Here is a 21,499-nt window from a genome sequence, read left to right as displayed (position 1 = left end):
TCGTCGGTGACGCGCGCCCGAGAATCGCCCAGCACCGACCACACCCTCCTGGAGGCCCCCGTGAGCGAGACCACCTATCAGGCGATCGCCATGATCATCTACTTCGCCGCGATGATCATGATCGGCCTGTGGGCCTACACCCGCACCAACGACATCGATGACTACATGCTCGGCGGTCGCGACCTCAACCCCTTCGTCGCCGCCCTGTCGGCGGGCGCGGCGGACATGTCCGGCTGGCTCCTCCTGGGCCTGCCCGGCGCCCTGTACGCCTCGGGCTTCGTGGAGGCCTGGATCGCCGTCGGCCTGACCATCGGCGCCTGGGTCAACTGGAAGGTGACCGCGCCGCGACTGCGCGCCTACACGGAGGTCGCCGGGGACTCCATCACGATCCCGAGCTTCCTCGACAACCGCCTGCACGACCCCAGGCGCCTGCTGCGCTGGGCCTCCGGGCTCATCATCCTCGTCTTCTTCACCCTGTACGTGTCCTCCGGGATGGTGGCCGGAGGCGTCTTCTTCCAGTCCTCCTTCGGAATGGACTACCGGCTCGGAATGACTCTCGTCGCCGCGATCACCGTGCTCTACACGCTCGTGGGGGGCTTCCTCGCGGTGTCCTGGACGGACCTCGTCCAGGGCCTCATGATGGTCGCCGCGCTCGTCGCCGTGCCCATCGTGGGGATCGCGCGCGCCGGAGGCCCCCTCCAGCTGGCCGACCGGGTCAGCGAGGTCGATCCCGGCTACTGGGCCCTGTGGGGGCCCTCGGTGTCCACCATCGGCATCGTCTCAGCGCTGGCCTGGGGCCTGGGCTACTTCGGCCAGCCCCACATCATCGTGCGCTTCATGGCGATCCGCACCCCGCGCGAGGCCGTCCAGGGCCGGCGCATCGGGATCGGCTGGATGCTCTTCGCCGTGGCCGGCGCCGCCGGCACTGCCGTGGTCGGCGTGGCCGAGTACGGGCGCGATCCCTCGCGCCTGACGAACCCGGAGGCCGTCTTCATCGAGCTCGGCCGGCTCATGTTCCACCCGCTCGTCGCCGGCTTCATGCTCGCCGCGATCCTGGCGGCCATCATGTCCACGGTCTCCTCCCAACTGCTCGTGACCTCCTCGGCCCTCGTGGAGGACCTCTACCGGGCGCTGCGCAGGGACCCTCCCTCGGGCGGGCACCTCATCATCATGTCGCGCACCTCGGTGCTGGTCGTGGCCCTCGTCGCGGCGGTGATGGCCTGGGAGCAGAACGACACGATCCTCGCCCTCGTGGCCTTCGCCTGGGCGGGCTTCGGGGCCTCCTTCGGCCCGACCGTCCTGCTGAGCCTCTATTGGCGCGGCCTGACCTCCGTCGGAGCCGTGGCGGGCATGGCCGCGGGCGCCCTCATGGTCATCATCTGGGGCAACGTCGACGGCGGCCCCGGCGGAATCTTCGACCTGTACGAGATCGTCCCCGGCTTCTTGGCGAATCTCGCCGTGGCCTGGGGCGCCTCCCGCCTGGGCACCCCGCACCCCGACGTCGACGAGGAGTTCTCCCGCGCCGTCGCCGCCTCCCGTGGCTGAGGCGCCCCGCCTGCCCCGGCTGACCGGCGACGGCGCGCACGGCGCCGACGGCCCAGGCGCTCGCACGGCCACCGTGGGCGCCGTGGGCGCCGTGGGCATGGACCTCGTCCACGTGCCGGGCCTGGCGCACCAGCTGACGATCCCCGGGACCGTCTTCGCCGAGCGGGCCTTCACCGCTCGCGAGCTGCGCGAGGCCCAGCGCCGCGCCGATCGCGCAGGCGCGCTGGTCGCCGAGCCGCTGGCCGCCAGGTGGGCAGCCAAGGAGTCCTTCATCAAGGCCTGGAGCCAGGCGCTCGTCGCCAGGGCCCGGGAGGAGCGGGGCGGCGGTGCCGCGCCGGTCATCGCCCCGGAGTCCGTGGACTGGCGCGAGATCGAGCTCGTCTCCGACCGCTGGGGGCGCCCGTCGCTGAGCCTGACCGGCGCCATCGCCGACGCCGTCGAGTCCAGTCTCGGGGCCGGGGCGGCCTCCCCGGAGCACTGGCCGGTCTCCCTCACCCACGACGGCGACTGGGCCGCCGCCATCGTCCTGTGGGCCGGCGCCTGATCGCCCGATCCGTGACCGCCGGGATGGTGCCGCCTGCGCGCGGAGGCCGATACTTCAGGCAGGAGGGCGAGACGGCGTCGGAGAGGGGACCACGATGACGAAACGTGCGCTCATCATCGTCGACGTGCAGAACGCCTTCTGCGAGGGCGGCAACCTGGCCGTGCCGGGAGGCGCCGCAGTCGCTGGGCGCATCGCCTCCTGGCTCGCCGGCGGGGCGGGGACCCACTACGCCTTGATCGTCACCACCCAGGACTGGCACATCCAGCCCGGTGACCACTTTTCCGCCTCCCCCGACTTCGTGGGCACCTGGCCCGTCCATGGCGCCGCCGGCACCGACGACGCCGCCCTGCGCCCCGAGATCACCTCCGCCGCGCCGGGGGCCACCGCCTTCTACAAGGGCCAGTACTCCGCGGCCTACTCGGGTTTCGAGGGCCTCGACGCGCCGACCTCCGGGACCTACCTCGACCCGTGGCTGCGCGAGCGCGGCATCGGCGCGGTCGACGTCGTCGGGCTCGCCCTCGACTACTGCGTGCGCGCCACCGCGCTCCAGGCGGCGGCCCTGGGCTACACCACCCGGGTGCTCACCGATCTCACCGCGCCCGTGAGCGAGGGCGGCGCGCCGACCGTCCTCGCCGAGCTCGCCGTCGCCGGCGTGGAGGCGCTGGACTCAGGCAGAGCGGATCCCTGAGGCCGCCCGCCCACCCCGCCGGGCCAGGCCCTCGGCGCGGACCACGGGCCCGAGCTCGGAGAGCAGCATCGCCGCCAGAGCCAGCCCGCCGCCCACCCCGAGCCGCCAGGTCATGGGCTCCTGACCGGCGAGGATCGCGAACAGCGAGGCGAAGACCGGCTCGAGGCTCATCACCACCACCGCCCGGGTCGCGCTCATCCGCGCCTGCGCCCAGGTCTGGAGGAGGAGGGCCAGAAGGCCCGAGGCCAGAGCCATCCACAGCAGCGGGCCCCACACGCCCCACGCCATCGGCACCCGTGCTCCGCCCGGCAGCGCCGCCGGCCACAGGACGGCACAGATCCCGAGCATCTGCAGCGCGGTCAGGCTCAGGGGGTCCTGCCCATGGACGAGGCGGCCCAGGAGCACGATGTGCAACGCGTAGAGGAACGCCGAGGCCAGGAGCAGCGGGATGCCCGCGCCCGGAGCGAGGCCGTCGAGGCTCAGCGCGCTGACCCCGCTGAGCGCCAGGACGGCCGCCGGCCACGTCACCCGGGGCACGCGCGTGCGTAGAAGCACGAGCGCGAGCATCGGCGTGATGACCACGTACAGGGCGGTGACGAAGCCCGCCGTCGAGGCCGGGGTGTAGCGCAGCCCCACCGTCTGGGCGATCTGAGCCAGCCCGTAGACCGCGCCCACGCCGATCCCCGCGAGCGCCTGAGCGCGGTTCAGCGCGCGCAGGCGCCGCCAGGACAGCGCGCAGGCCACGCCGCCCGCGATCGCGAAGCGCACCGCCAGGAAGTCCGCCGCCCCCACGAGGTCGAGGGCGTCCTTGAGCATGAAGAAGGTCGATCCCCAGATCGCGGTGACCAGGAGCAGGGTGGCCGTGGGGAGGATCGCGGCGAGGAGCGCCGGTCCCGCCGCGCGGGACGACGGCGTCGCGGCGCTGCGCGGCATGGCGACCTCCGGGGCGGGACGGGATAGGGGACGGCTCACTCCTCCCGATAGTAGATCTGCCAGCGGCCCACACCGCTCCCGGGGCGTCCCGGCGCGCCCGGCCTCGTCACGGGGCCGACGCGTGGATGGCGTGCCCCGACCGCGCCGTTGGGCGGCGCGGGCCCCCTCGGGGTAGAGTCACCTCAGCAACGTGCTCCGGGGTCGGTGGAAGTCCGAGCCGGCGGTGAGAGTCCGCGACCCGAGCCCTCCGCCCGCCGGGCGGATCGGCTCGGCTGAGCCGGTGGGATTCCGGCGCCGACGGTGAGAGTCCGGATGGGAGGAAGCACGGGGCGGCCGCGTGAGCCGGATCGGCCACGCGCAGGCGCTGCCAGCGCCAGCCGCCACGGGAGCCGCGCGCCGCAGGCCCATCACCCCGGAGAGCGCCCCTGGGGCCACCGGGGGAGAGCCCGGAGGAGAACCGACGTGCCAGGCGGCAGCAGCCCCAGCGTCACGAGCGCGGAACGACCCTCGTGGCGCGGCAGGCGGCGGGGCGACGAGCGCCGCGGGCCCCTGCCCGCGCTCCTGGTGGGCGCCGTCGTCCTGCTGCTCTGGCTCACCTCCTCCCGCAGCGGCGCCATCCCGCAGATCCTCCTGCCGGACCCGCTGCGCGTCCTGGAGCGCCTGTGGCTGGCCACCACGAGAGCCGGCCTGCTGGACTACGCCTGGGTGACGCTCCGCGAGGCGGTCCTGGGCTGCGCCAGCGCGGCCGCCTTCGCGATCCCCCTGGCCTGGATGCTGCACCACTGGGAGCTCTTCCGCCGCGCGGTGCTGCCCTACGTGGCGGCCAGCCAGGCGGTCCCCGCGATCGCCATCGCCCCCCTGCTCGTCCTGTGGATCGGCTACGGCACCGTGCCGATCGTCGTCCTGTGCGCCTTCATGGTCTTCTTCCCGATCACCGTCACCGTCCTGCTGGGCCTGCGCGGCCTGGACACCGACGTGCTCGACGCGGCCCGCCTCGACGGCGCGCACGGCTGGACGATGATCATCCACATGGAGGCGCCCATGGTCCTGCCGGCGATCCTCGCCGGCGTGCGCACGGCCTTCACCCTGTCCATCACCGGCGCCGTCATCGGCGAGATGGTCATGGGCGGCGACGGCATGGGACAGCTGCTGTCCATCCAGCGTGACGCCGTCGACACCACCGGCCTGTTCGCCACCATCACCCTGCTGTGCGCCATGGCCACCACCGTCCACTGGCTGCTGCTGGCCGCCGAGCACCGCAGCCGGACCGTCGCCGCCCTGCGCGGGCGGCGCGCCACCTGACCGCCCCTGACCGCCGACCGAACCGCCCCGCGACCCGTGCCGCTCGAGGAGAACACCGTGACCAGCCAGCCCTCCCGCCCCCGCCTCACCCGCAGGGGCCTCATCGCCTCCGCCCTGGCCCTGACCGGAGGCGGCACCCTTGCCGCCTGCTCGTCGGGCACCGCCTCCCAGGCCCTCAGGTCCGGCGGCGCGGCGACGGGCGGCCGGCTGACCATCGGCTTGACCTACACGCCGAACATCCAGTTCGCGCCCTTCTACATGGCCCTGGCCGATAAGGACTACGGGTCGGCCGTCGAGCTGCGCCACCACGGCGGCTCCGAGGGGCTCTTCGACGCACTGCTGGCCGGCACCGAGCAGATGGTCATCGCCGGGGCCGACGAGGCGGTGGTCGCGGCCTCCAACGACTCGCCGCTCGTGGTCATCGGCGGCTACTACCAGCGCTACCCGGGATGCGTCATCGCCCGCGAGGACTCCGCCGTCGCCTCGCTCGCCGACCTCAGGGGCCGGGTCGTGGGCCTGCCCGGGCGCACGGGGGAGAACTGGTACGCCCTCCAGGTGGCGATGCGGAACGCGGGATTGAGCGAGTCCGACCTGACGATCCTCGAGATCGGTTTCACACAGCAGGCCGCCATCGCCCAGCCCAAGCCCGACACGGGTGACACCTCCAGGCCCGACGCGATCATCGGCTTCTCGAACAACGACGCCGTCGGCCTCAAGGAGTCGGGGGTGGCCGTGCGCACCATCCCCGTCGGTGATGACATCCCCCTCATCGGCGCCTCCCTCGTCACCACGCGGGCGGTCCTGGAGGCGCGCCGCGCCGAGCTCGCCGACGCCGTCACGGCCTCCTCGCGCGGCATGGCCGCCTTCGTGGCCGACCCCGACGCCGCGGTGGCCGCGACCCGCCAGTACGTGCCCGACCTGGTGGACCACGCCCAGGCCGCGCAGGCCCGCGCCGTCGCCGTGGCCACGGCCGGGCTCATCGCCCCTCAGGGCTCCGACACCACCATCGGGGCGCTCGAGCGGGCCAGGGCGGCCGCCATGATCGAGTTCCTGGGCGGTCAGGGCATCCTCGGCTCGACGCCGGTGACCGCCGACGCCGTCTGCCAGCCGCTGCTCGCCGGCTGACGGGCGCGCTCCAGGGCCCGAGGATGCGCCCCGGGGCGCGGTCAGAGGCGGCAGGCCAGGAGCTCGGAGACGAGGATCGCGCGAGCGCCGACCTCGTAGAGCTCATCCATGAGGCGGTTCATGTCCGCGCGCGGCACCATGGAGCGCACCGCCACCCAGTCCGGGTTCTGCAGCGGTGACACCGTGGGGGACTGGATGCCCGGTGTGATCTCGGTGGCCAGGCGCAGGCGGCTCACGGGCACGTCGTAGTCCATGAGCACGTAGGAGCGCGCCCGCATGACGCCCTCGATGCGCCGCACGAGCGTGGCCAGCCCCGGCTCGCCGGCGAAGGCCTCGGTGGTGATGAGGACCGCCTCGCTGGCGAGGATCGGCTCGCCGAAGACCTCCAGCCCGGCGGCGCGCAGAGTGGTGCCGGTCTCGACGACGTCGGCGATGAGGTCGGCGACGCCGAGGTGGACGGAGGATTCCACGGCGCCGTCGAGGTGGACGGTGGCGGCCTCGATGCCCCGCTCGGCGAGGAACGCGCGCACGAGCACGTCGTAGGAGGTCGCGATGCGCTTGCCCGCGATATCGGAGAGATCGCTCATGGCTCCGGCGGGGGCGGCGAAGCGGAAGGTCGAGCGGGCGAAGCCGAGGGCCAGGTGCTCGGTGGCCGCGACGCCGGAGTCCAGGAGGAGGTCGCGGCCAGTGATGCCGGCGTGGACCGTGCCCTGGCCGACGTACACGGCGATGTCGCGGGGGCGCAGGAAGAAGAACTCGACGTCGTTGGCCTCATCGAGGAGGACCAGCTCGCGCCCGGTACGGCGCGCGCGGTAGCCCGCCTCCTTGAGCAGCGAGATGGCGGGGTCGGACAGGGAGCCCTTGTTAGGGACGGCGATGCGCAGCATGGTCGTGGTCCTCCGGCTCACAAGTACTTGTAGACGTCGTCGAGCGTGTAGCCCTTGGCGATCATCATGACCTGGGCATGGTAGAGCAGCTGGGACAGCTCCTCGCAGGCGGCCTCATCGGACTCGTGCTCGCAGGCCATCCAGGCCTCCGCGGCCTCCTCCACGAGCTTCTTGCCGATGAAGTGGACGCCGCGGTCGAGCTCGGTCACGGTGCCCGAGCCCTCGGGCCGCGTGGCGGCCAGCTCCTGCAACTGCGCGAAAAGGTCCTCGAAGCGTGTCATGGCGCCAGGCTAGTCCACGCCAGCGCGGCTCCCCTCACCGGTCTCACCGGCGCGGAGGCCCGGGGCCCGGCGGCCGGGGGAGCGGGGGAGCGGCCCGGGCCCCGTCGCACCGGGCGGTCCGCCCTACCGGGTCACGAGGGACGCCGCGTGCCTGCCTGCCGCGGCCGCCGCGATGAAGGCGGCCTCGTCGGCGTCCAGGCGCCGTCCCATGGTGGACAGGCGGACGCCGGTGGCCGCCTCCATGGCCTCCAGCGCCTCGCGCAGCCCCTCGGCTCGCGCCTCGACGAGCCGGTGCCGCTGGCCGCGCCCGCGCTCCGCGCAGACGGAGGCCGCCTGCTCGCGGGTCCGGTCCCAGAAGCCCTCCATGCCGGCGGGGTCGGGAGCGCCCACCGGGACGACCACGTCGGCGCTGGCCAGGGCGACCCGCCCGAAGGCGGTCATCGAGTGGTGGGAGACCCCCAGGTGCCGGGGCCGGGCGTCCGCCTGGGACACGCGCAGGCAGGCCACCGGGCGCCCGCGGAGGGCGGCGGCCGCGTTGATGGCCTCCCCGCAGGCCACCCCTGAGAAGCCCCAGGGGGTGCCCGTGCCCAGGTTCCCCGGGCCCTGGGTGACGACGATGACCCCCGCGCCCAGCACATGGCGGGCCGCGAGCAGGGCGTTGTGGACGGAGACCGCCTCGAGGTCCCCTCCCCAGGCCTGACCGGCGGTGACCGTGCCGGCCAGCCATCCGGCCTCGACGAGCGCGGAGACCACCCGCGAGTAGGGCAGGGGCAGGGCCCCGCCGTCGGTCATGACATAGGCGACCCGCGGTCCGGGCCCGGGAGCGGTGCCGGGGGGGCGCAGGCCCGCGAGGATCGCGGGCAGGCTGGAGTGGAGGTCCGCGACGACCACGGGCGCGCCGTCCAGCGCCCGCTCGCCGATGGGCGCGGCCAGAACGCGGTGGTGCTCGGTGTCCTGCTCATCGACGCCGGTGACCATGACCTGGTCCGGCATGTAGCGGGCCTTGACGAGGTGCCCGCCGGGCGCGGGGTCGGCGGGGAGGACGTCGAGCCGAGTCGTCACCATCGCGTGCCCGCCGGTGCCCAGGCGGCGCGCCAGCGCGGAGACCTCCAGGCGGACGCGCTCTCCGGGCTCCGGCAGGCCGCCGAGCGCCTCATAGGCGACCGCCCGGCAGGCCTCTCCCTCCACGAGCGCGGTGGCGCCCTCGGGGGCGGCGGTGATCCGCGCCTCGAGCTCGGCGCAGCGTCGGCCCGGCGCGCCCCAGGCCCTCCGCAGGGAGGCGATCTCGGCATCGCGCAGCATCATGGCGCCACCATAGATGAGTCGCGGGCGGTGGCGGGGCCTACGCTTGGAGGCGTGCCCACCACCGCCATCCCCGCCGAGGAACGGCAGATCAACCTCCTGCTCGCCCTGCGCGCCACCCGGACGGGCCTGACCGCCGCGCAGATCATCCGGGACGTGTCCGGCTACGACCCGGCCGGCGGCGCCACCGCGTCCCGCATGTTCGAGCGGGACAAGGACGCCCTGCGCGAGCTCGGCATCGCCATCCTCACCGAGGGCCCCTCCGACGCCGTCCGCTACCGGATCGACGACGCCGACTACGCCCTGCCCGCCATCCGCCTCGACTCTGCCCAGGCCAGCGCCATCGCCCTGGCCGCCTCCTCCTGGTCCGACGGCGCCCTGCCCGCCGCTGCCCGCCGGGCGCTGACCAAGCTGCGCGCCGTCGCCGAGACGGGCGGCGGCGCCATGCCGGACCTCACCGTCGACCTCGCCGGCCACGAGATCCCCCTGACGCTGCTGACCGCCATCGAGGAGCGCCGCGCCGTCGCCTTCGACTACGCCTCCTCCTCACCCGGCAGCTCCGGGGCCACGCGGGCCCGTCGGGTCGAGCCCCACCGGATCACCCGCCTTGAGGGCGCCTGGTACCTCGACGCCTGGGACCGGGACGCCGGCCAGCCCCGCAGATTCCGCCTCGCGCGCATCCTCGGGCCCATCACCCCCATCGGCCCCGCGGGCGCCTTCGAGCCACCGGCCCCCGCCGCCTCTGAGCCCAGGACCGCGCGGCTCGCCGTCATGCCCGGGAGGGCCCTCGGCCTACGGGCCCGAGCGCAAGACGCCCCGCCTGAAGGCGCGCCCGGCGAGCGGTGGCGGGGGCGCGACCTCATCCGCGTTCCCTACGCCGATCCCTTCAGCTTCGCGGGCGCCCTGGCCGCGCTCGGCGACGCCGTCGTCGTCCTCGGGCCCGCCGACCTGCGCGAGGCCGTCCTCGCGCACCTGCGTGGCGCGGCCGGGACCGCGGCCGATGCCGTGACCGAGAGGGAGGACTGACATGGCCCGCACGCCCGCCGCCGCGCGCCTCGTCCGCCTCCTCGCCCTGCCAGCGTGGGTGGCGGAGAACGACGGTGCCACCATCGCCGAGGCCGCCGCCCATTTCGAGGTCGACGAGGACGCGATCCGTCGTGATGTGGGGACCCTGTGGGTCTCCGGCCTGCCCGACGGCCTGCACGACGACCTCGTCGACTTCTCCGCGACCGCCTGGGAGGCGGGCCGTCTCAGCCTCAGCCAGGCCCACGGCCTCGACCGCCCCGTGCGTCTATCCCACGTGGAGGCCGTCTCCCTCCTGCTGTCCCTGAGGGTCCTGCGCGGCCTCCTCGGTGCCGACGCCGGGGCCGCCACCGCCCTGGGCGGCGCCGAGAGGGCGCTGGCCTCCCTGCTCGGCCCAGCGGCGCCCGCGCCCGACGACGACGCCCTCGGCGCGCCTGAGGCTCCCGGCGAGCCCGGCACCTCCGGTCCCGCCCCCGAGGCGGGCCCCGCCACGATCCTCGCCCAGGTGCGCCGCGCCCTCGATGAGGGGCGCAGGCTCCACCTCTCCTACGTCTCGGCCACCGACGCCCCCTCCGAGCGCGACGTCGACCCCATCGCCCTGCGATCCGATGGCTCCACGCTCACCCTGACCGCCTGGTGCCTGAGCGCCCGGGCCGAGCGGAAGCTTCCGCCTCGATCGCGTCCTGGCCGCGAGCGTCCTCAGCGCCCCGGGCGCCATCCACCGGAGGCGCCGCGGCGCCGGACGCGATCAGGACGCGATCGAGGCCCCCACGGCAGAGCTCGTCCTCGAGCCCACCGGTCGCTGGCTCATCGAGCAGCTGCCGCGCACCCGCGCCGAGATCCTCGACGACGGGTCCATCCGCGCCGTCGTCGAGGGGCGGGACTGGGACTGGCTGCGCGGCCTCGTCCTGTCCGCCGGGCGCCACCTGCGCTCCGTCGCCCCCGCGCGCCTGGCCCGGAGCGCGAGGGAGGCCGCCCTCGCCGCGCTCGACGCTTACGCCGACGGTGGAAACCCCCCGGCCTGAGCGAAGCGGTGAGCGGGGCCCTCACCCGGGCCCGCTACACTCGGGTGCGATCACAACGCGCATCGTCAAGCGGAAGCAGGAATCATCATGGGAGCCCTCAAGCCCTGGCACTGGATCGTGCTGCTCGTCGTCATCCTCCTCGTCTTCGGAGCCGGCAAGCTGCCCGAGATCGCCTCGAGCCTCGGCCAGTCGATGAAGGTGTTCAAGAAGGAGGTCAAGGAGCTCCGCGAGGACGACGCCCCCGCGCAGATCCAGCAGCCCCAGCAGGGCACGTACTACACCCAGCCCACCCAGCCGGGCCAGGCCGCCCCCCAGCAGAACGCCGAGGGCACCAACCAGCAGTGAGAGCCTGACGCCCCGGAGCGCACCCACATCCACCCGGATCAACGCCGCAGCAGAGCGGCCAGACACACCCGCCGTCGCAGGAAGCAGTTCATGGTCACCGTGCCCAAGGCCTCCAAGGCCCGCCGCAAGGACAACCCCGAGGCGCGCATGTCCATAGGGGATCACCTACGCGAGCTGCGTAACCGCATCGTCATCTCGGCGATCGCGATCGTCGTCGGCTCGATCGCGGGCTACTTCCTCTACGACTCCGCCTTCGCCCTCATCACGCGCCCCATCTCGCAGGCGAACGCCAAGGGCGCCAACCTGTCGCTCAACTTCGGCACGGTGCTGTCCTCCTTCGACATCCGCCTGCGCGTGTCCATCTGGCTCGGCTTCATCCTCTCCTCGCCCATGTGGATGTACCAGTTCTGGGCGTTCGTCGGCCCGGGCATGACGCGCAAGGAGAAGCGCTACGCCTGGCTGTACTGCGGCATCGGAGCCCTGCTGTTCCTCGCCGGCGTCGCCCTGGGCATCTGGATCCTCCCGCACGCCATCGACATCCTGACCGGCTTCATCCCGGCCGGGGCGACCACCGGGTTCATCGATGCCAGCCCCTACCTGTCCTTCGTCACACGGATCATCCTCGTCTTCGGCCTCACCTTCCTGCTCCCCGAGGTCCTCGTGGCGATCAATCAGCTGGGGCTCGTCAAGGGCCGCACCCTCCTGCGCGGCTGGCGGTGGGCCGTGGTGGGCATCGTGGCGCTCATGGCCGTGGCCAACCCCCTGCCGGATCCCTGGTCGATGATCTTCATGTCCATCCCGATCATCGCCCTGTACTTCGGGGCCTGCGGAATCGCCATCCGCCACGACAAGCGCCTCGCCAAGCGCCGCGCGGCCCTTGACGCCGAGCTCGACGCCGCCCTCGCCCGCCCCTCGCGATCCGCGATCGAGGCCGGGCCGGGGTCGGCCTCCTGAGCCGCGCGCTCCCGATGCCGATGACGCCGCCTCGCCACTCAGACGCCCCCGCCTCGCCCGCGGAGCGATACGCCGCCGACCGCCGCCGCCAGGCCGCCTCGCGCACCGAGCTCGCGGCCTTCGCCTCCGGGCTCGGCTTCGAGCTCGACGACTTCCAGGTCGCCGGCTGCCAGGCGCTCGAGCGCGATGAGGGCGTCCTCGTCGCCGCCCCCACCGGCGCCGGCAAGACCGTCGTCGGGGAGTTCGCCGTCCACCTGGGACTGGCCAAGGGGCTCAAGACCTTCTACACCACGCCCATCAAGGCCCTGTCCAACCAGAAGTACCTCGACCTGACGCGCCGCCACGGCGCCGAGCGCGTCGGCCTGCTGACCGGCGACACCTCGATCAACCCCCACGCAGACGTCATCGTCATGACCACCGAGGTCCTGCGCAACATGCTCTACTCGGGCTCGCGGGACCTCGACCGCCTCGGCTACGTCGTCATGGACGAGGTCCACTACCTCGCTGACCGCTTCCGCGGCCCCGTGTGGGAGGAGGTCATCATCCACCTCGCCCCCGAGGTTCGGGTCGTGTCCCTGTCCGCCACCGTCTCCAACGCGGAGGAGTTCGGGCAGTGGCTCGGTGAGGTGCGGGGGAGCACCACCGTCGTCGTCTCCGAGCACCGGCCCGTGCCGCTCACCCAGCACATGATCGTGGGCCGCAGGCTCCTGCCCCTGTACTCCCACAGCGGCGCCGCCTCCGAGGCCGCCCCGGGCGGCGCCCGAGGCGATGACGGCGCCCCGCCGTCGGAGCCCGCCCCGCCCCTCAACCCCGATCTCGTCAAGGCGGTGCGCGCCGCCCAGCGGGCCGCCGCGGCCGAGGGCGCCGCCTCGAAGAGCCGCGGCGGGGACGGCCCCCAGCCCTGGAAGCGCGGCGGCCGGGCCCCCCGGCGCGGCGCGGGGGGCGCCCGGCTGGGGCGCCTCCGCCCGCCCTCGCGCCTGACCGTCATCAGCGCCCTCGAGGGGGCCGGCCTCCTGCCCGCGATCGTCTTCGTCTTCTCCCGCGCGGGCTGCGAGGCCGCCGTCAGCCAGGCGATGGCCGGGGGAGTGGACCTGACCTCCCGGGAGGAGGCCGAGCGCATCCGGGAGGTCATCGACCGCCGCACGGCCGGCATCCCCGCGACGGACCGGGGCGTCCTCGGCTTCCACTCATGGGCCTCGGCGCTGGAGCGGGGCGTGGCCGCGCACCACGCGGGCCTGCTCCCGGTGTTCAAGGAGACCGTCGAGGAGCTCTTCAGCGCCGGCCTCGTCAAGGTCGTCTACGCCACCGAGACCCTGGCGCTCGGCATCAACATGCCCGCGCGCACGGTCGTCCTGGAGTCGCTGCGCAAGTGGAACGGCTCCGCGCATGTCACCCTCAGCCCCGGTGAGTACACGCAGCTCACCGGCCGCGCGGGGCGTCGCGGCATCGACACCGAGGGCCACGCGATCGTCCTCGCTGCCGACGACGTCGAGCCCTCCCTCGTCTCCTCGCTGGCCTCCCGGCGCACATACCCGCTCGTCTCCGCCTTCCGGCCGACCTACAACATGGCGGTCAACCTGCTTGGCCGTACGAGCCGCGAGCGGGCGCGGGAGGTCCTGGAGTCCTCCTTCGCCCAGTTCCAGGCCGACCGGGGCGTCGTCGAGCTCGCCGCGCAGGCCCGTCGCAAGCGCCACGGCCTGGAGGGGCTCGAGGCCCGGATGACCTGCCATCTCGGGGACTTCCGCGAGTACGCCGCCCTGCGCCAGGAGATCGCCGAGGCGGAGGCGGATCTGTCCTCCGAGCGCCGCTCAGCCCGCCGCGTCGAGGCGGGGCGGTCCATGGCCTCATTTCGGCGCGGCGACGTCGTCGTCTACCGCAAGGGGCGGCGCTCCCGGCACGCTGTGGTGCTCTCCGGCGGGGAGGACCGCACCGGGGCCCCGGCGCTGACCGTCCTGGGGGAGGACGGCCGCGTGGTCACCCTCAGCCCGGACACCTCGCCCGACGGCGTCATGAGGCTCGGCTCCCTGCGCGTGGCCAGCAGTGTGGACATGCGCCGCCGTGAGCACCGCGACCGGCTCGTCGGGCGCCTCATCGACGCGATCCGCTCAGGCACGCTCTCCGAGGCGCCCGCGCGCAAGCGGCGCCGCACCAGCCCCGCCCAGCGGCGCGGCGAGGCGGAGGGCCGCGCCCGGGCGACCACAGCCGAGCGCGTAGAGGACCTGAGGCGCCAGTTGCGCGCCCATCCGTGTCACGGCTGCCCGGACCGCGAGGAGCACGCCCGAGTGGGGCGCAAGTGGGCCAAGGCCCGCGCCGAGGCCGCCCGGATCATGTCCCGTATCGAGACCCGCACCGGCACGATCGCCCGGCTCTTCGACGCCGTCTGCGAGGTCCTCCTGGAACTGGGCTACCTCGAGCCCGTCGAGGAGGGGCGTCCTGAGGCCGAGCTGCGGGTCACGAGTGCCGGGCGCCTCCTCGCCCGCGTCTACGCCGAGAGGGACCTCCTCATCGCCGAGTGCCTGCGCTCCGGGCTCTGGGACGCCCTGGGACCGGCCGATCTCGCAGGGGCGGTCTCGGCATGCGTGTACGAGCCGCGCCTGAGCGCGCAGTCCCTGGGCCTGCCCGTCTCCCCTGGCAGCAGGCTGGGGCAGGTGCTGCGCGGGGAGCTGCGGGTGTCCCGGTTGATCAACGACCTGGAGGGCCTGGGACGCATCGCCCACTCGCCGGGCGCCGAGCCGGCCCTGGCCGGGGCCGTCGCCGCCTGGGCGGGGGGAGCCGGGCTGGCCGAGGTCCTCGACTCCACCGATATGACCGCCGGGGACTTCGTGCGCTGGGCCAAGCAGCTCCTCGACGTCCTGAGCCAGCTCGCCGGACTCGTCCCCGAGCCGGGCGCGGACCCGCGCGACGCGGAGGCTCTCACCTCGCTGGCGCTCACCGCCGCGAAGGCGAGCCTCGACGTCGGCAGGGGGGTGGTCGCGTGGTCCGGGGTGTGAGCGCGGGCGCTGGTCCGGGCCGGGGGGAGCGCCTCGCCCGCGCGCTGCGGGGGATGATCCTGCCCACCGCCTGGGCGACCGCCTCGGGCCTGGCCCTCGCCTCGGCCTTCGCCCCGCTGGACTGGTGGTGGGCGGCGGCGCTGGGCGTGGCCGGGCTCGGCATCATCGCGCGCGGGCGGACGTGGGGGAGGAGCGCCTGGCTCGGCTTCGTCGTCGGGCTGGCCTTCTTCGCCCCCCTGCTCCACTTCACGGTGCCCGCCATGGGCAACGCCCTGGGCTGGGTGGCGCTGACGATCACCGAGGCCGCCTACCTCGCGCTGCTCGGCGCCGCCTGGTCCTGGGTGAGCCGGCTCGGGCCGCTCGACGACGGGCGCGGGGCGGGCTGGCGCGGCGCCGCTGCCCGGGTGATCGCCCTCACGGTGCTGTGGGCCGCCGTCGAGGAGCTGAGGTCCTCCTGGCCCTGGGGAGGCTTCCCCTTCGGGCGCCTCGCCTTCGCCATGGCCGACTCCCCGCTCCTGCCCCTGGCCTCCATCGGAGGCGTGGCCGGGCTCGGCCTGCTCGTCGCGCTCATCGGCGCCCTCCTGGCCGAGGCCGCCCGCGCCCTGCGCCACGGCCCGGGCCTGGGAGCGCTGACCGCCCTCATCGTCGCGGGAGCCGCCGCCGTCGCGCCGCTGGCCATCCGCATGCCCTCCCAGGCAGAGTCCGGCACCCTGCGCCTGGCCGCCGTCCAGGGCAGCGTCGCCGACGCGCAGGCCTCCTACGACCGCGCCCTGGAGGTCACCGGCAAGCACGCCGATGAGACCGCCCGCCTCGCGGGCGAGATCGGCCCTGGGGCCGTCGACGCCGTCGTCTGGCCGGAGAACGCCGCCGACCTCGACCCGCGCGACCACTACGCATCAGCGCGGCGCATTGACCGGGCCGCCCGGGTCATCGGCGCCCCGATCCTCGTCGGAGCGGTCAAGTACGAGGACGACGCGCGCTACAACGACCTCCTCCTGTGGTCCCCGATCACGGGAGCGGGCCCGTACTACCGCAAGCACCGCCCCGTGCCCTTCGCCGAGCACGTCCCCCTGCGCCCCTGGATCAGGAGGGTGACCACCCAGGTGGACCGCATCGGCGTCGACATGCTCCCCGGGACCGGACCGACCACTCTCGCCGTGCCATCGGGCTCACAGGGGCGGGACGTGCCACTGGCCATCGGCATCTGCTTCGAGGTCGCCTACGACGATCTCCTGCGCGACGGCGTCCGGCAGGGAGGCGAGGCGATCATCATCCCCACGAACAACGCCAATTTCATCGGCACCTCGGAGACCGGCCAGCAGATCGCCCAGGGCCGGGTTCAGGCCGTCGCCCACGGCCGCGCCGTCCTCCAAGTCTCCACCACCGGCACCACCGCCGTCATCAGCCCCCGCGGGGTCGTCGAGCAGGTGCTCCCCGACAATGAGCAGTCCTCGCTCGTAGCGGATCTTCCGCTGCGCACCACGCTGACCATCGCCGACCGGCTGGGGCACTGGCCCGCGCGTCTCACGCTGATCGCTGGGGCGCTGCTCACCATCACCGGTATGGTGGCAGCTGGACGACGGCGCCGGGCCGCTCGCGCCCCGCGTGGCGGATACCGGGAGCGCCGTCGCGCGTCAGGCTCGGCGCACGGCACTGGGCGATCATCGACCACACGGAGGAAGCGGACGTGAAGGCACTCGTCGTCATCCCCACCTACAACGAGATCGAGTCACTGCCAGCGGCCCTGGACCGGGTGCGCGAGCACGCCCCGGCCGCCGACATCCTCGTCGTGGACGACAACTCCCCGGACGGCACCGGTGACCTCGCCGATGGCCGCGCCGCAGCCGACGAGCAGGTCCACGTCCTGCACCGCACCGAGAAGAACGGCCTCGGCCCCGCCTACCTCGCCGGGTTCTCCTGGGGACTGGGCGCCGGCTACGAGTTGCTCGTCGAGATGGACGCCGATGGCTCCCACCGTGCGGAGGACCTCGCTCTGCTCATCCAGCGCGCCGAGATGGCCGACGCCCCGGATCTCGTCATCGGCTCGCGCTGGGTGGCCGGGGGCGCCACCGAGGGGTGGGACGCCAAGCGCGTGGCCCTGTCCCGCGCGGGCAACCTCTACATCAACGCCATGCTCGGCCTGCGCGTCAAGGACGCCACCGCCGGCTTCCGCGCCTACCGGGCCGACTTGCTGCGGCGCATGGACCTATCGGCGATCCAGGCCCTTGGCTACGGCTTCCAGGTCAATATGACCAAGCTCGTCGACGAGGCCGGCGGGCGGATCGTCGAGATGCCCATCACCTTCCTGGAGCGCGAGGCCGGCCAATCCAAGCTCAGCGGCGGCATCTTCACCGAGGAGCTCGCCCTCGTGACCCGCTGGGGCGCCGCCAAGCGGGGCGCGCAGCTCGCCGGCCTCGTCTCCGCCGCCGCCCAGCGCCTGAGGCGGAAGTGAGCGCGGTCCTGGCTGCTGGGCGAGCGCTCCGGCGCCGGGGGACAGCCGGGGCGCGGTAGAGCGGCCCTGGGAGCACAAGGGCGGCCGGGCCGGCCCCTCATGGGAGCCGCCCGGCCGCGCCTGTCTCTTCGGGGCCTTGCTATGAGGGCGCTCAGAAGCGCTCGCGATAGATCTCGCCGGTGCGCAGCATCTCCAGGCGCTCGTCGAGGAGGACCTTGAGCTCGTCCATCTCCCGGCGCTCCAGGAGCATGTCCCAGTGCGTGCGGGGGGCCTTCTTGGGCTCATCGGACTCCGGCTCGTCCTCCTCGCCGAGGCGCACCGCGGGAAGACCGCACTCGGGGCACTCCCAGGTCTGGGGGACCTCCGCCTCCATCGCCATGGGGACCACCGTGACGTGCGCCTCGGGGCACTCGTAGGTGATCTCCTGTCGCTGGACGAACTCGACGCCCTCCTCGGACTCCATCGACTTTGCGCCGATGGTCATGCCTCGCAGTGCGCGGTCTGCCATGCCTGTGCCTCCTGGGTGCGGTGGATCGGGGCGCCGTCCCGCCCGATCACCGCGCGGGTGAGGGGCCAAGGGGCGGCCGACGCCGTGGGCCTCAACACGGGGAGGGCCGGGAGTGTTCCCGGACCGCGTCGGGCCAGCCCACATCATAGCGTTCGCGGGCGCGCGGCCCCATCACGTGAGATGCTGAGGCCATACCCTGAACGAATGGCTGGAGGAGGCCCTGATGCCCGACGCCATGACAGCCCTGCGGCCCACGGCGCGCGGATCACGGGCGCGCCTGCGGCTCTGCTGGCCCGGGCGCCGCGCCGAGCCCCTGGGTCTGTGCCTCGTGGTTCCCGGCCTCGGTTACACGGCTTCCATGCCGCTGCTGTTCTGGCCGGCCACCGCCCTCACCGAGGCGGGGTGGGCGGTGGTGGCCCTGGAATGGGACGAGCCGCCGAGCGGCCTGGAGGAGCTGGAGAGCCAGGCGCACTGGACGCGGTCCGTGTCCAAGCGCATGACCGGCCGGGAGTCGCCGATGCTGATCGTCGGCAAGTCCTTGGGTACTCGACTGGCCCCCTGGGCGGAGCGCGAGGCGATCCCCGCGGCCTGGCTCACCCCCGTGCTCGACGACGAGGCGGTCCTCGCCGCCCTTGAGCTCGGCAAGACGCCCGCGCTCGTCGCCGGTGGGACCGCGGACCCGGCGTGGCGCGGCGGTCCCCGCCCCCGGATGGACCTGGAGGTCCTGGAGTTCCCCCAGGCGGATCACTCCCTGCTCATCGCGGGCGACTGGCAGCGCTCCATGCGGATCCAGAACCGCATCACCTCGCGCGTCCTCGACCTGGCCGCCAGGGTCGTCGCGCGGGGCTAGAGGCCCTTGCAGTGCGGGCACATCCCGCCGACGACGCTGAACCGCTTGCGCTCGACGACCTTGCGCCCACCGCGCTGGGTCGTGACCGCGCCGCCGCCGGTGACGGAGAGCGCGTTGAAGGCGAAGGTCTGGGGCCGCCGATATGGGGAGCGCCGGGGCGCGCGAGGTGATGGCCGGAGCGGTGATGAAGGACGACTCCGCGCGCGACCCCTCTCATCATTCGCCGATAATGGACATTATGTCATTTCGCGTCAACGGGGGCTCCCCGCCCGCCCGTCAAGCGGCTCCCGTCCCGCCGCCTCGGCCGGGCTCCTCCGCCGTCGTCATGTCGAGCACTAGCCGACGGGCTCGGAAGGTCACCATCATGATCGTCGTCCCCACGACGAGGCCGAAGGCCCCCAGCGGCCACAGCACGAGCGCGACCGCTCCGCGCCCGAGGACGATCGCGAGCAGCCCGACGCACGCCAGGATGGCTCCCGCGCCGATCCCCGTGCGCCACACGGGCGCCAGGAGGCCGCGGCCCAGCGGATCCGGGACACCCTCGGCGAACGCGCCCGGGCGGTCGTCGAACCGGTCGTGAGGCGCCTCGATCGGCACCCCTGACTCGTCGATGTAAATCGTCTCCGACGTCCCTGTCAAGGTCTCAGTGGTCCTACTTCCGGCCATGATCGGACACTAAGGCTGCGACCTTCGTCGAAGCCCTGAGCAACCTGGGAGGAGGCTGGTAGTGATTCGCGCCGACGCGGAAATGACATAAGCGCCTCCGAGCGCGCGCCCCGCTCTCGTGGCGCCGACGCGCCCGCCCGGTCGTTCTCGGTGGCGCGCCGTCGCGAGCGGCCCTGTCGACCTGCGCGGCCCGGGCCATCGGCCTACGCTCTAGCCATGACGTCACCAGGCTCGCCCGCAGGATCCCACGGCCCAACGGTCCCCCGGCTGACAACCCACCCCACCGCCGTCTTCCTGGGAGACTCCGTCGTCACGGGCTGGACCTCGGTCAGCCACCCCCGCAACCGCTTCTCGTCACTGGTCTGCGAGCACCTGCGCTGGCGGGAGGTGAGCCTGGCGGCCGACGGCATCGGCTTCTTCAGCCGGCGCGGCGGGAAGCTGCCCGGGGGCGGCCGCTCCCCTTCCTGCCGGGACACCACCTGGTTGGAGGCGGTCCTTCGGGTCGAGCCCGATGTCGTCACCATCTGCCTCGGGCTCAACGACGCCGCGCTCCTGCCCTCCCAGCGGGACCTCGTGGAGGAGGCCATCGAGCACGACTTCGCCTTCCTGGCTGAGCGCCTCCCGGGCGTTCCCACGATCGTCGCCCCCTACTTCCCCGCCCTCGGCATAGGCCCGCGCTTCGGCATCGTCCACCGGCTCGTCCACGACCACGCCACCCGCCTCGGCCTGGCCTCGACCGACGCTATGAGCACCGCGATCGACGGCAACGAGGACAAGCTCGCGATCGACGGGATCCATCCCAACGACGCCGGTCACGCGGCCATCGCCCGCGCCATGATCGCCGTCTACCGCGAGATGGTCTCCGGCCTGGTCCCCGCTCCCCCGCCCTCCGGCGCGCCGTCGCGTGGCGCCCCGCTGTAGCGCTCCGGTGCGCGCGGGCATAGGCTTGCCCGCGGTTTCCGTCCAGACGTCAAGACATAGGAGTTGCTGTGCCTCAGCGCCGAGAGCCGACGCTCGCCGATGTCGCCGAGGTCGCGGGCGTCTCGCTGACCACCGTGTCACGAGTGATCAACAACCGCGGTTACCTCAGCGAGGCGACCAAGGAGCGGGTCGGCGCCGCCATCGCGGAGCTCAACTACCGGCCGAACCAGGCCGCCCGCGTCCTGCACGGCATGGCCACCCGGAGCATCGGCGTCATCGTCCCGACGGTGGCCCTCCCCTTCTTCGGCGAGCTCGCCGCGCAGCTCGAGATCGCATTGGCGGAGCACGGCTACCGCATCCTGGTGTGCAATTCCCAGGGCCGCGCCGAGCGCGAGCGGGAGTATCTCGACCTGCTCGTCTCGCATCGCGTGGACGGCATCATCTCGTCGGCCCACAACGAGGACCTCGCCGATTACGGCACGGTCCGCATGCCGTTGGTCATGATCGACCGCGACCTCTCCCCCACCATCCCCAACATCCGCTGCGACAACGTCCGGGGAGGCGCGCTCGCCACCGAGCACCTCCTCCAGCGGGGGGCGCACCGCCCGCTGCTGCTCACCTCGCGCACGGGCAGGCGCAACGGCCGTGAGGCCGGCTATCGGTCCACGCTGGCCCTGGCCGGCATCGAGCCCCGGATCGTGGCCGTCGACTTCAACACCCCTGAGCCGGAGCGAACCCAGCGCATCAACGACGAGCTGACCAGCCGCCTCGGTGGTTTCGACGCCGTGTTCGCCACCGATGACCTCACTGCGGCCGGCGTCGTGGAGTGGGCCCGATCGGCGGGCCTGCGCGTCCCCGAGGACCTGCGAGTCATCGGATTCGACGGCACGCGGGCGACCCGCCAGGCGGTGCCGGGGCTGACCACCATCAGGCAGCCCATCGCAGTGCTCTCGCGCCGCGCCGTCGCCGAGCTGCTGGACCAGATCGAGGCGGTCCGCGACGGCGTTGAGCTGCGCGCGCTGGAGATCGCTCCGATCGAGCTCCCCGTCGAGCTCATCGTCGGCCGGACCACCTGAGCCGTGCGCCCCCATCGGCGCCGTGAACCGGTCTCGGCGCTGCTATCGACCGGTCTCGAGCGGGGAGCCGGGCCCATCGCGG

21 protein-coding genes and 1 pseudogene are annotated in these 21,499 nt (G+C 73.6%); 16 read left to right on the top strand and 6 right to left on the bottom strand.

What is annotated here, in order from left to right; all coding sequences use genetic code 11:
* The first annotated feature begins 60 nt into the window (after positions 1-60).
* From putP to ABXS69_RS06195, 3 genes are all read left to right on the top strand, one after another.
* The gene (gene putP, locus ABXS69_RS06205) at positions 61-1,545 is read left to right on the top strand and encodes a sodium/proline symporter PutP (RefSeq protein ID WP_366179890.1); all 1,485 of its coding nucleotides are present in this window, start codon (positions 61-63) and stop codon (positions 1,543-1,545) included.
* A gap of 97 nt (positions 1,546-1,642) precedes the next feature.
* Complete coding sequence (locus ABXS69_RS06200; protein WP_366181550.1) at positions 1,643-2,089, top strand: holo-ACP synthase; 447 nt, start codon at positions 1,643-1,645, stop codon at positions 2,087-2,089.
* Positions 2,090-2,183: 94 nt separating this feature from the next.
* Complete coding sequence (locus ABXS69_RS06195) at positions 2,184-2,777, top strand: isochorismatase family protein (RefSeq protein WP_366179889.1); 594 nt, start codon at positions 2,184-2,186, stop codon at positions 2,775-2,777.
* On the opposite strand, the gene ABXS69_RS06190 is transcribed toward ABXS69_RS06195, so the two are convergent.
* Positions 2,757-3,749, bottom strand: coding sequence for a DMT family transporter (locus ABXS69_RS06190; RefSeq protein ID WP_366179888.1), 993 nt, complete (start codon positions 3,747-3,749; stop codon positions 2,757-2,759). The genes ABXS69_RS06195 and ABXS69_RS06190 overlap by 21 nt on opposite strands.
* Positions 3,750-4,172: 423 nt before the next feature.
* Here ABXS69_RS06190 and ABXS69_RS06185 point away from each other — a divergent pair, with 423 nt between their 5' ends.
* Together ABXS69_RS06185 and ABXS69_RS06180 are read left to right on the top strand one after the other, a co-directional pair.
* Complete coding sequence (locus ABXS69_RS06185) at positions 4,173-5,012, top strand: ABC transporter permease (RefSeq protein WP_366179887.1); 840 nt, start codon at positions 4,173-4,175, stop codon at positions 5,010-5,012.
* A gap of 57 nt (positions 5,013-5,069) precedes the next feature.
* Positions 5,070-6,137 carry an ABC transporter substrate-binding protein gene (locus tag ABXS69_RS06180; protein WP_366179886.1) on the top strand — a complete coding sequence of 356 codons (1,068 nt, stop codon included), beginning with the start codon at positions 5,070-5,072 and terminating at the stop codon, positions 6,135-6,137.
* 41 nt (positions 6,138-6,178) lie between these two features.
* Here the strand turns inward: ABXS69_RS06180 and hisG are convergent, their stop codons facing one another.
* The 3 genes from hisG to ABXS69_RS06165 form a co-directional block, all read right to left on the bottom strand.
* The gene (hisG, locus tag ABXS69_RS06175; protein ID WP_366179885.1) at positions 6,179-7,024 is read right to left on the bottom strand and encodes an ATP phosphoribosyltransferase; all 846 of its coding nucleotides are present in this window, start codon (positions 7,022-7,024) and stop codon (positions 6,179-6,181) included.
* A gap of 17 nt (positions 7,025-7,041) precedes the next feature.
* A complete protein-coding gene (locus tag ABXS69_RS06170; protein WP_366179884.1) occupies positions 7,042-7,305 on the bottom strand; it encodes a phosphoribosyl-ATP diphosphatase in 264 nt (87 codons plus the stop codon).
* Between the two features lie 123 nt (positions 7,306-7,428).
* A complete protein-coding gene (locus ABXS69_RS06165) occupies positions 7,429-8,610 on the bottom strand; it encodes a DUF3866 family protein (RefSeq protein WP_366179883.1) in 1,182 nt (393 codons plus the stop codon).
* 51 nt (positions 8,611-8,661) lie between these two features.
* On the opposite strand from ABXS69_RS06165, the gene ABXS69_RS06160 reads away from it, so the two are divergent.
* From ABXS69_RS06160 to ABXS69_RS06125, 8 genes and pseudogenes are all read left to right on the top strand, one after another.
* Positions 8,662-9,633, top strand: a complete 972-nt coding sequence (locus tag ABXS69_RS06160; RefSeq protein WP_366179882.1) for a WYL domain-containing protein — start codon at positions 8,662-8,664, stop codon at positions 9,631-9,633.
* 1 nt (position 9,634) lies between these two features.
* Positions 9,635-10,234, top strand: a pseudogene (locus ABXS69_RS06155) (WYL domain-containing protein); the annotation flags it as partial.
* A 79-nt stretch (positions 10,235-10,313) separates the two neighbouring features.
* On the top strand, positions 10,314-10,655 hold the full coding sequence (locus tag ABXS69_RS06150) for a WYL domain-containing protein (RefSeq protein ID WP_366181549.1): 342 nt from the start codon (positions 10,314-10,316) through the stop codon (positions 10,653-10,655).
* Positions 10,656-10,742: 87 nt separating this feature from the next.
* Complete coding sequence (tatA, locus tag ABXS69_RS06145; protein WP_073451972.1) at positions 10,743-11,000, top strand: Sec-independent protein translocase subunit TatA; 258 nt, start codon at positions 10,743-10,745, stop codon at positions 10,998-11,000.
* A gap of 90 nt (positions 11,001-11,090) precedes the next feature.
* Positions 11,091-11,954 carry a twin-arginine translocase subunit TatC gene (gene tatC, locus ABXS69_RS06140; RefSeq protein ID WP_366179881.1) on the top strand — a complete coding sequence of 288 codons (864 nt, stop codon included), beginning with the start codon at positions 11,091-11,093 and terminating at the stop codon, positions 11,952-11,954.
* Positions 11,955-11,974: 20 nt separating this feature from the next.
* Positions 11,975-14,944, top strand: a complete 2,970-nt coding sequence (locus ABXS69_RS06135; RefSeq protein WP_366179880.1) for a DEAD/DEAH box helicase — start codon at positions 11,975-11,977, stop codon at positions 14,942-14,944.
* Between the two features lie 53 nt (positions 14,945-14,997).
* The gene (lnt, locus tag ABXS69_RS06130) at positions 14,998-16,635 is read left to right on the top strand and encodes an apolipoprotein N-acyltransferase (protein WP_366179879.1); all 1,638 of its coding nucleotides are present in this window, start codon (positions 14,998-15,000) and stop codon (positions 16,633-16,635) included.
* Positions 16,632-17,396, top strand: a complete 765-nt coding sequence (locus tag ABXS69_RS06125) for a polyprenol monophosphomannose synthase (RefSeq protein WP_366179878.1) — start codon at positions 16,632-16,634, stop codon at positions 17,394-17,396. Before lnt ends, ABXS69_RS06125 begins: the two co-directional genes overlap by 4 nt.
* Before the next feature lie 151 nt (positions 17,397-17,547).
* On the opposite strand, the gene ABXS69_RS06120 is transcribed toward ABXS69_RS06125, so the two are convergent.
* Positions 17,548-17,904: an RNA polymerase-binding protein RbpA gene (locus ABXS69_RS06120; protein WP_159522924.1), complete on the bottom strand. Its 357-nt coding sequence runs from the start codon at positions 17,902-17,904 to the stop codon at positions 17,548-17,550.
* 223 nt (positions 17,905-18,127) lie between these two features.
* Here ABXS69_RS06120 and ABXS69_RS06115 point away from each other — a divergent pair, with 223 nt between their 5' ends.
* On the top strand, positions 18,128-18,754 hold the full coding sequence (locus ABXS69_RS06115) for a hypothetical protein (protein WP_366179877.1): 627 nt from the start codon (positions 18,128-18,130) through the stop codon (positions 18,752-18,754).
* Positions 18,755-19,030: 276 nt separating this feature from the next.
* Here ABXS69_RS06115 and ABXS69_RS06110 read toward each other — a convergent pair whose 3' ends face one another.
* Entirely contained in the window at positions 19,031-19,420 is a 390-nt protein-coding gene (locus ABXS69_RS06110; RefSeq protein WP_366179876.1) for a hypothetical protein, read from the bottom strand.
* Between the two features lie 216 nt (positions 19,421-19,636).
* Between ABXS69_RS06110 and ABXS69_RS06105 the strand changes: the two genes are divergently transcribed.
* A complete protein-coding gene (locus ABXS69_RS06105; protein ID WP_366179875.1) occupies positions 19,637-20,341 on the top strand; it encodes an SGNH/GDSL hydrolase family protein in 705 nt (234 codons plus the stop codon).
* Positions 20,342-20,409: 68 nt separating this feature from the next.
* On the top strand, positions 20,410-21,417 hold the full coding sequence (locus ABXS69_RS06100; RefSeq protein ID WP_366179874.1) for a LacI family DNA-binding transcriptional regulator: 1,008 nt from the start codon (positions 20,410-20,412) through the stop codon (positions 21,415-21,417).
* Positions 21,418-21,499 lie beyond the last annotated feature (82 nt).

Origin of the sequence: Actinomyces timonensis, from assembly GCF_040702965.1 — a bacterium.
Lineage (GTDB): Bacteria > Actinomycetota > Actinomycetes > Actinomycetales > Actinomycetaceae > Actinomyces > Actinomyces timonensis_A.
Note: the sequence above shows the minus strand (reverse complement) of the source record. Positions and strands in the feature narration are given on the sequence as shown.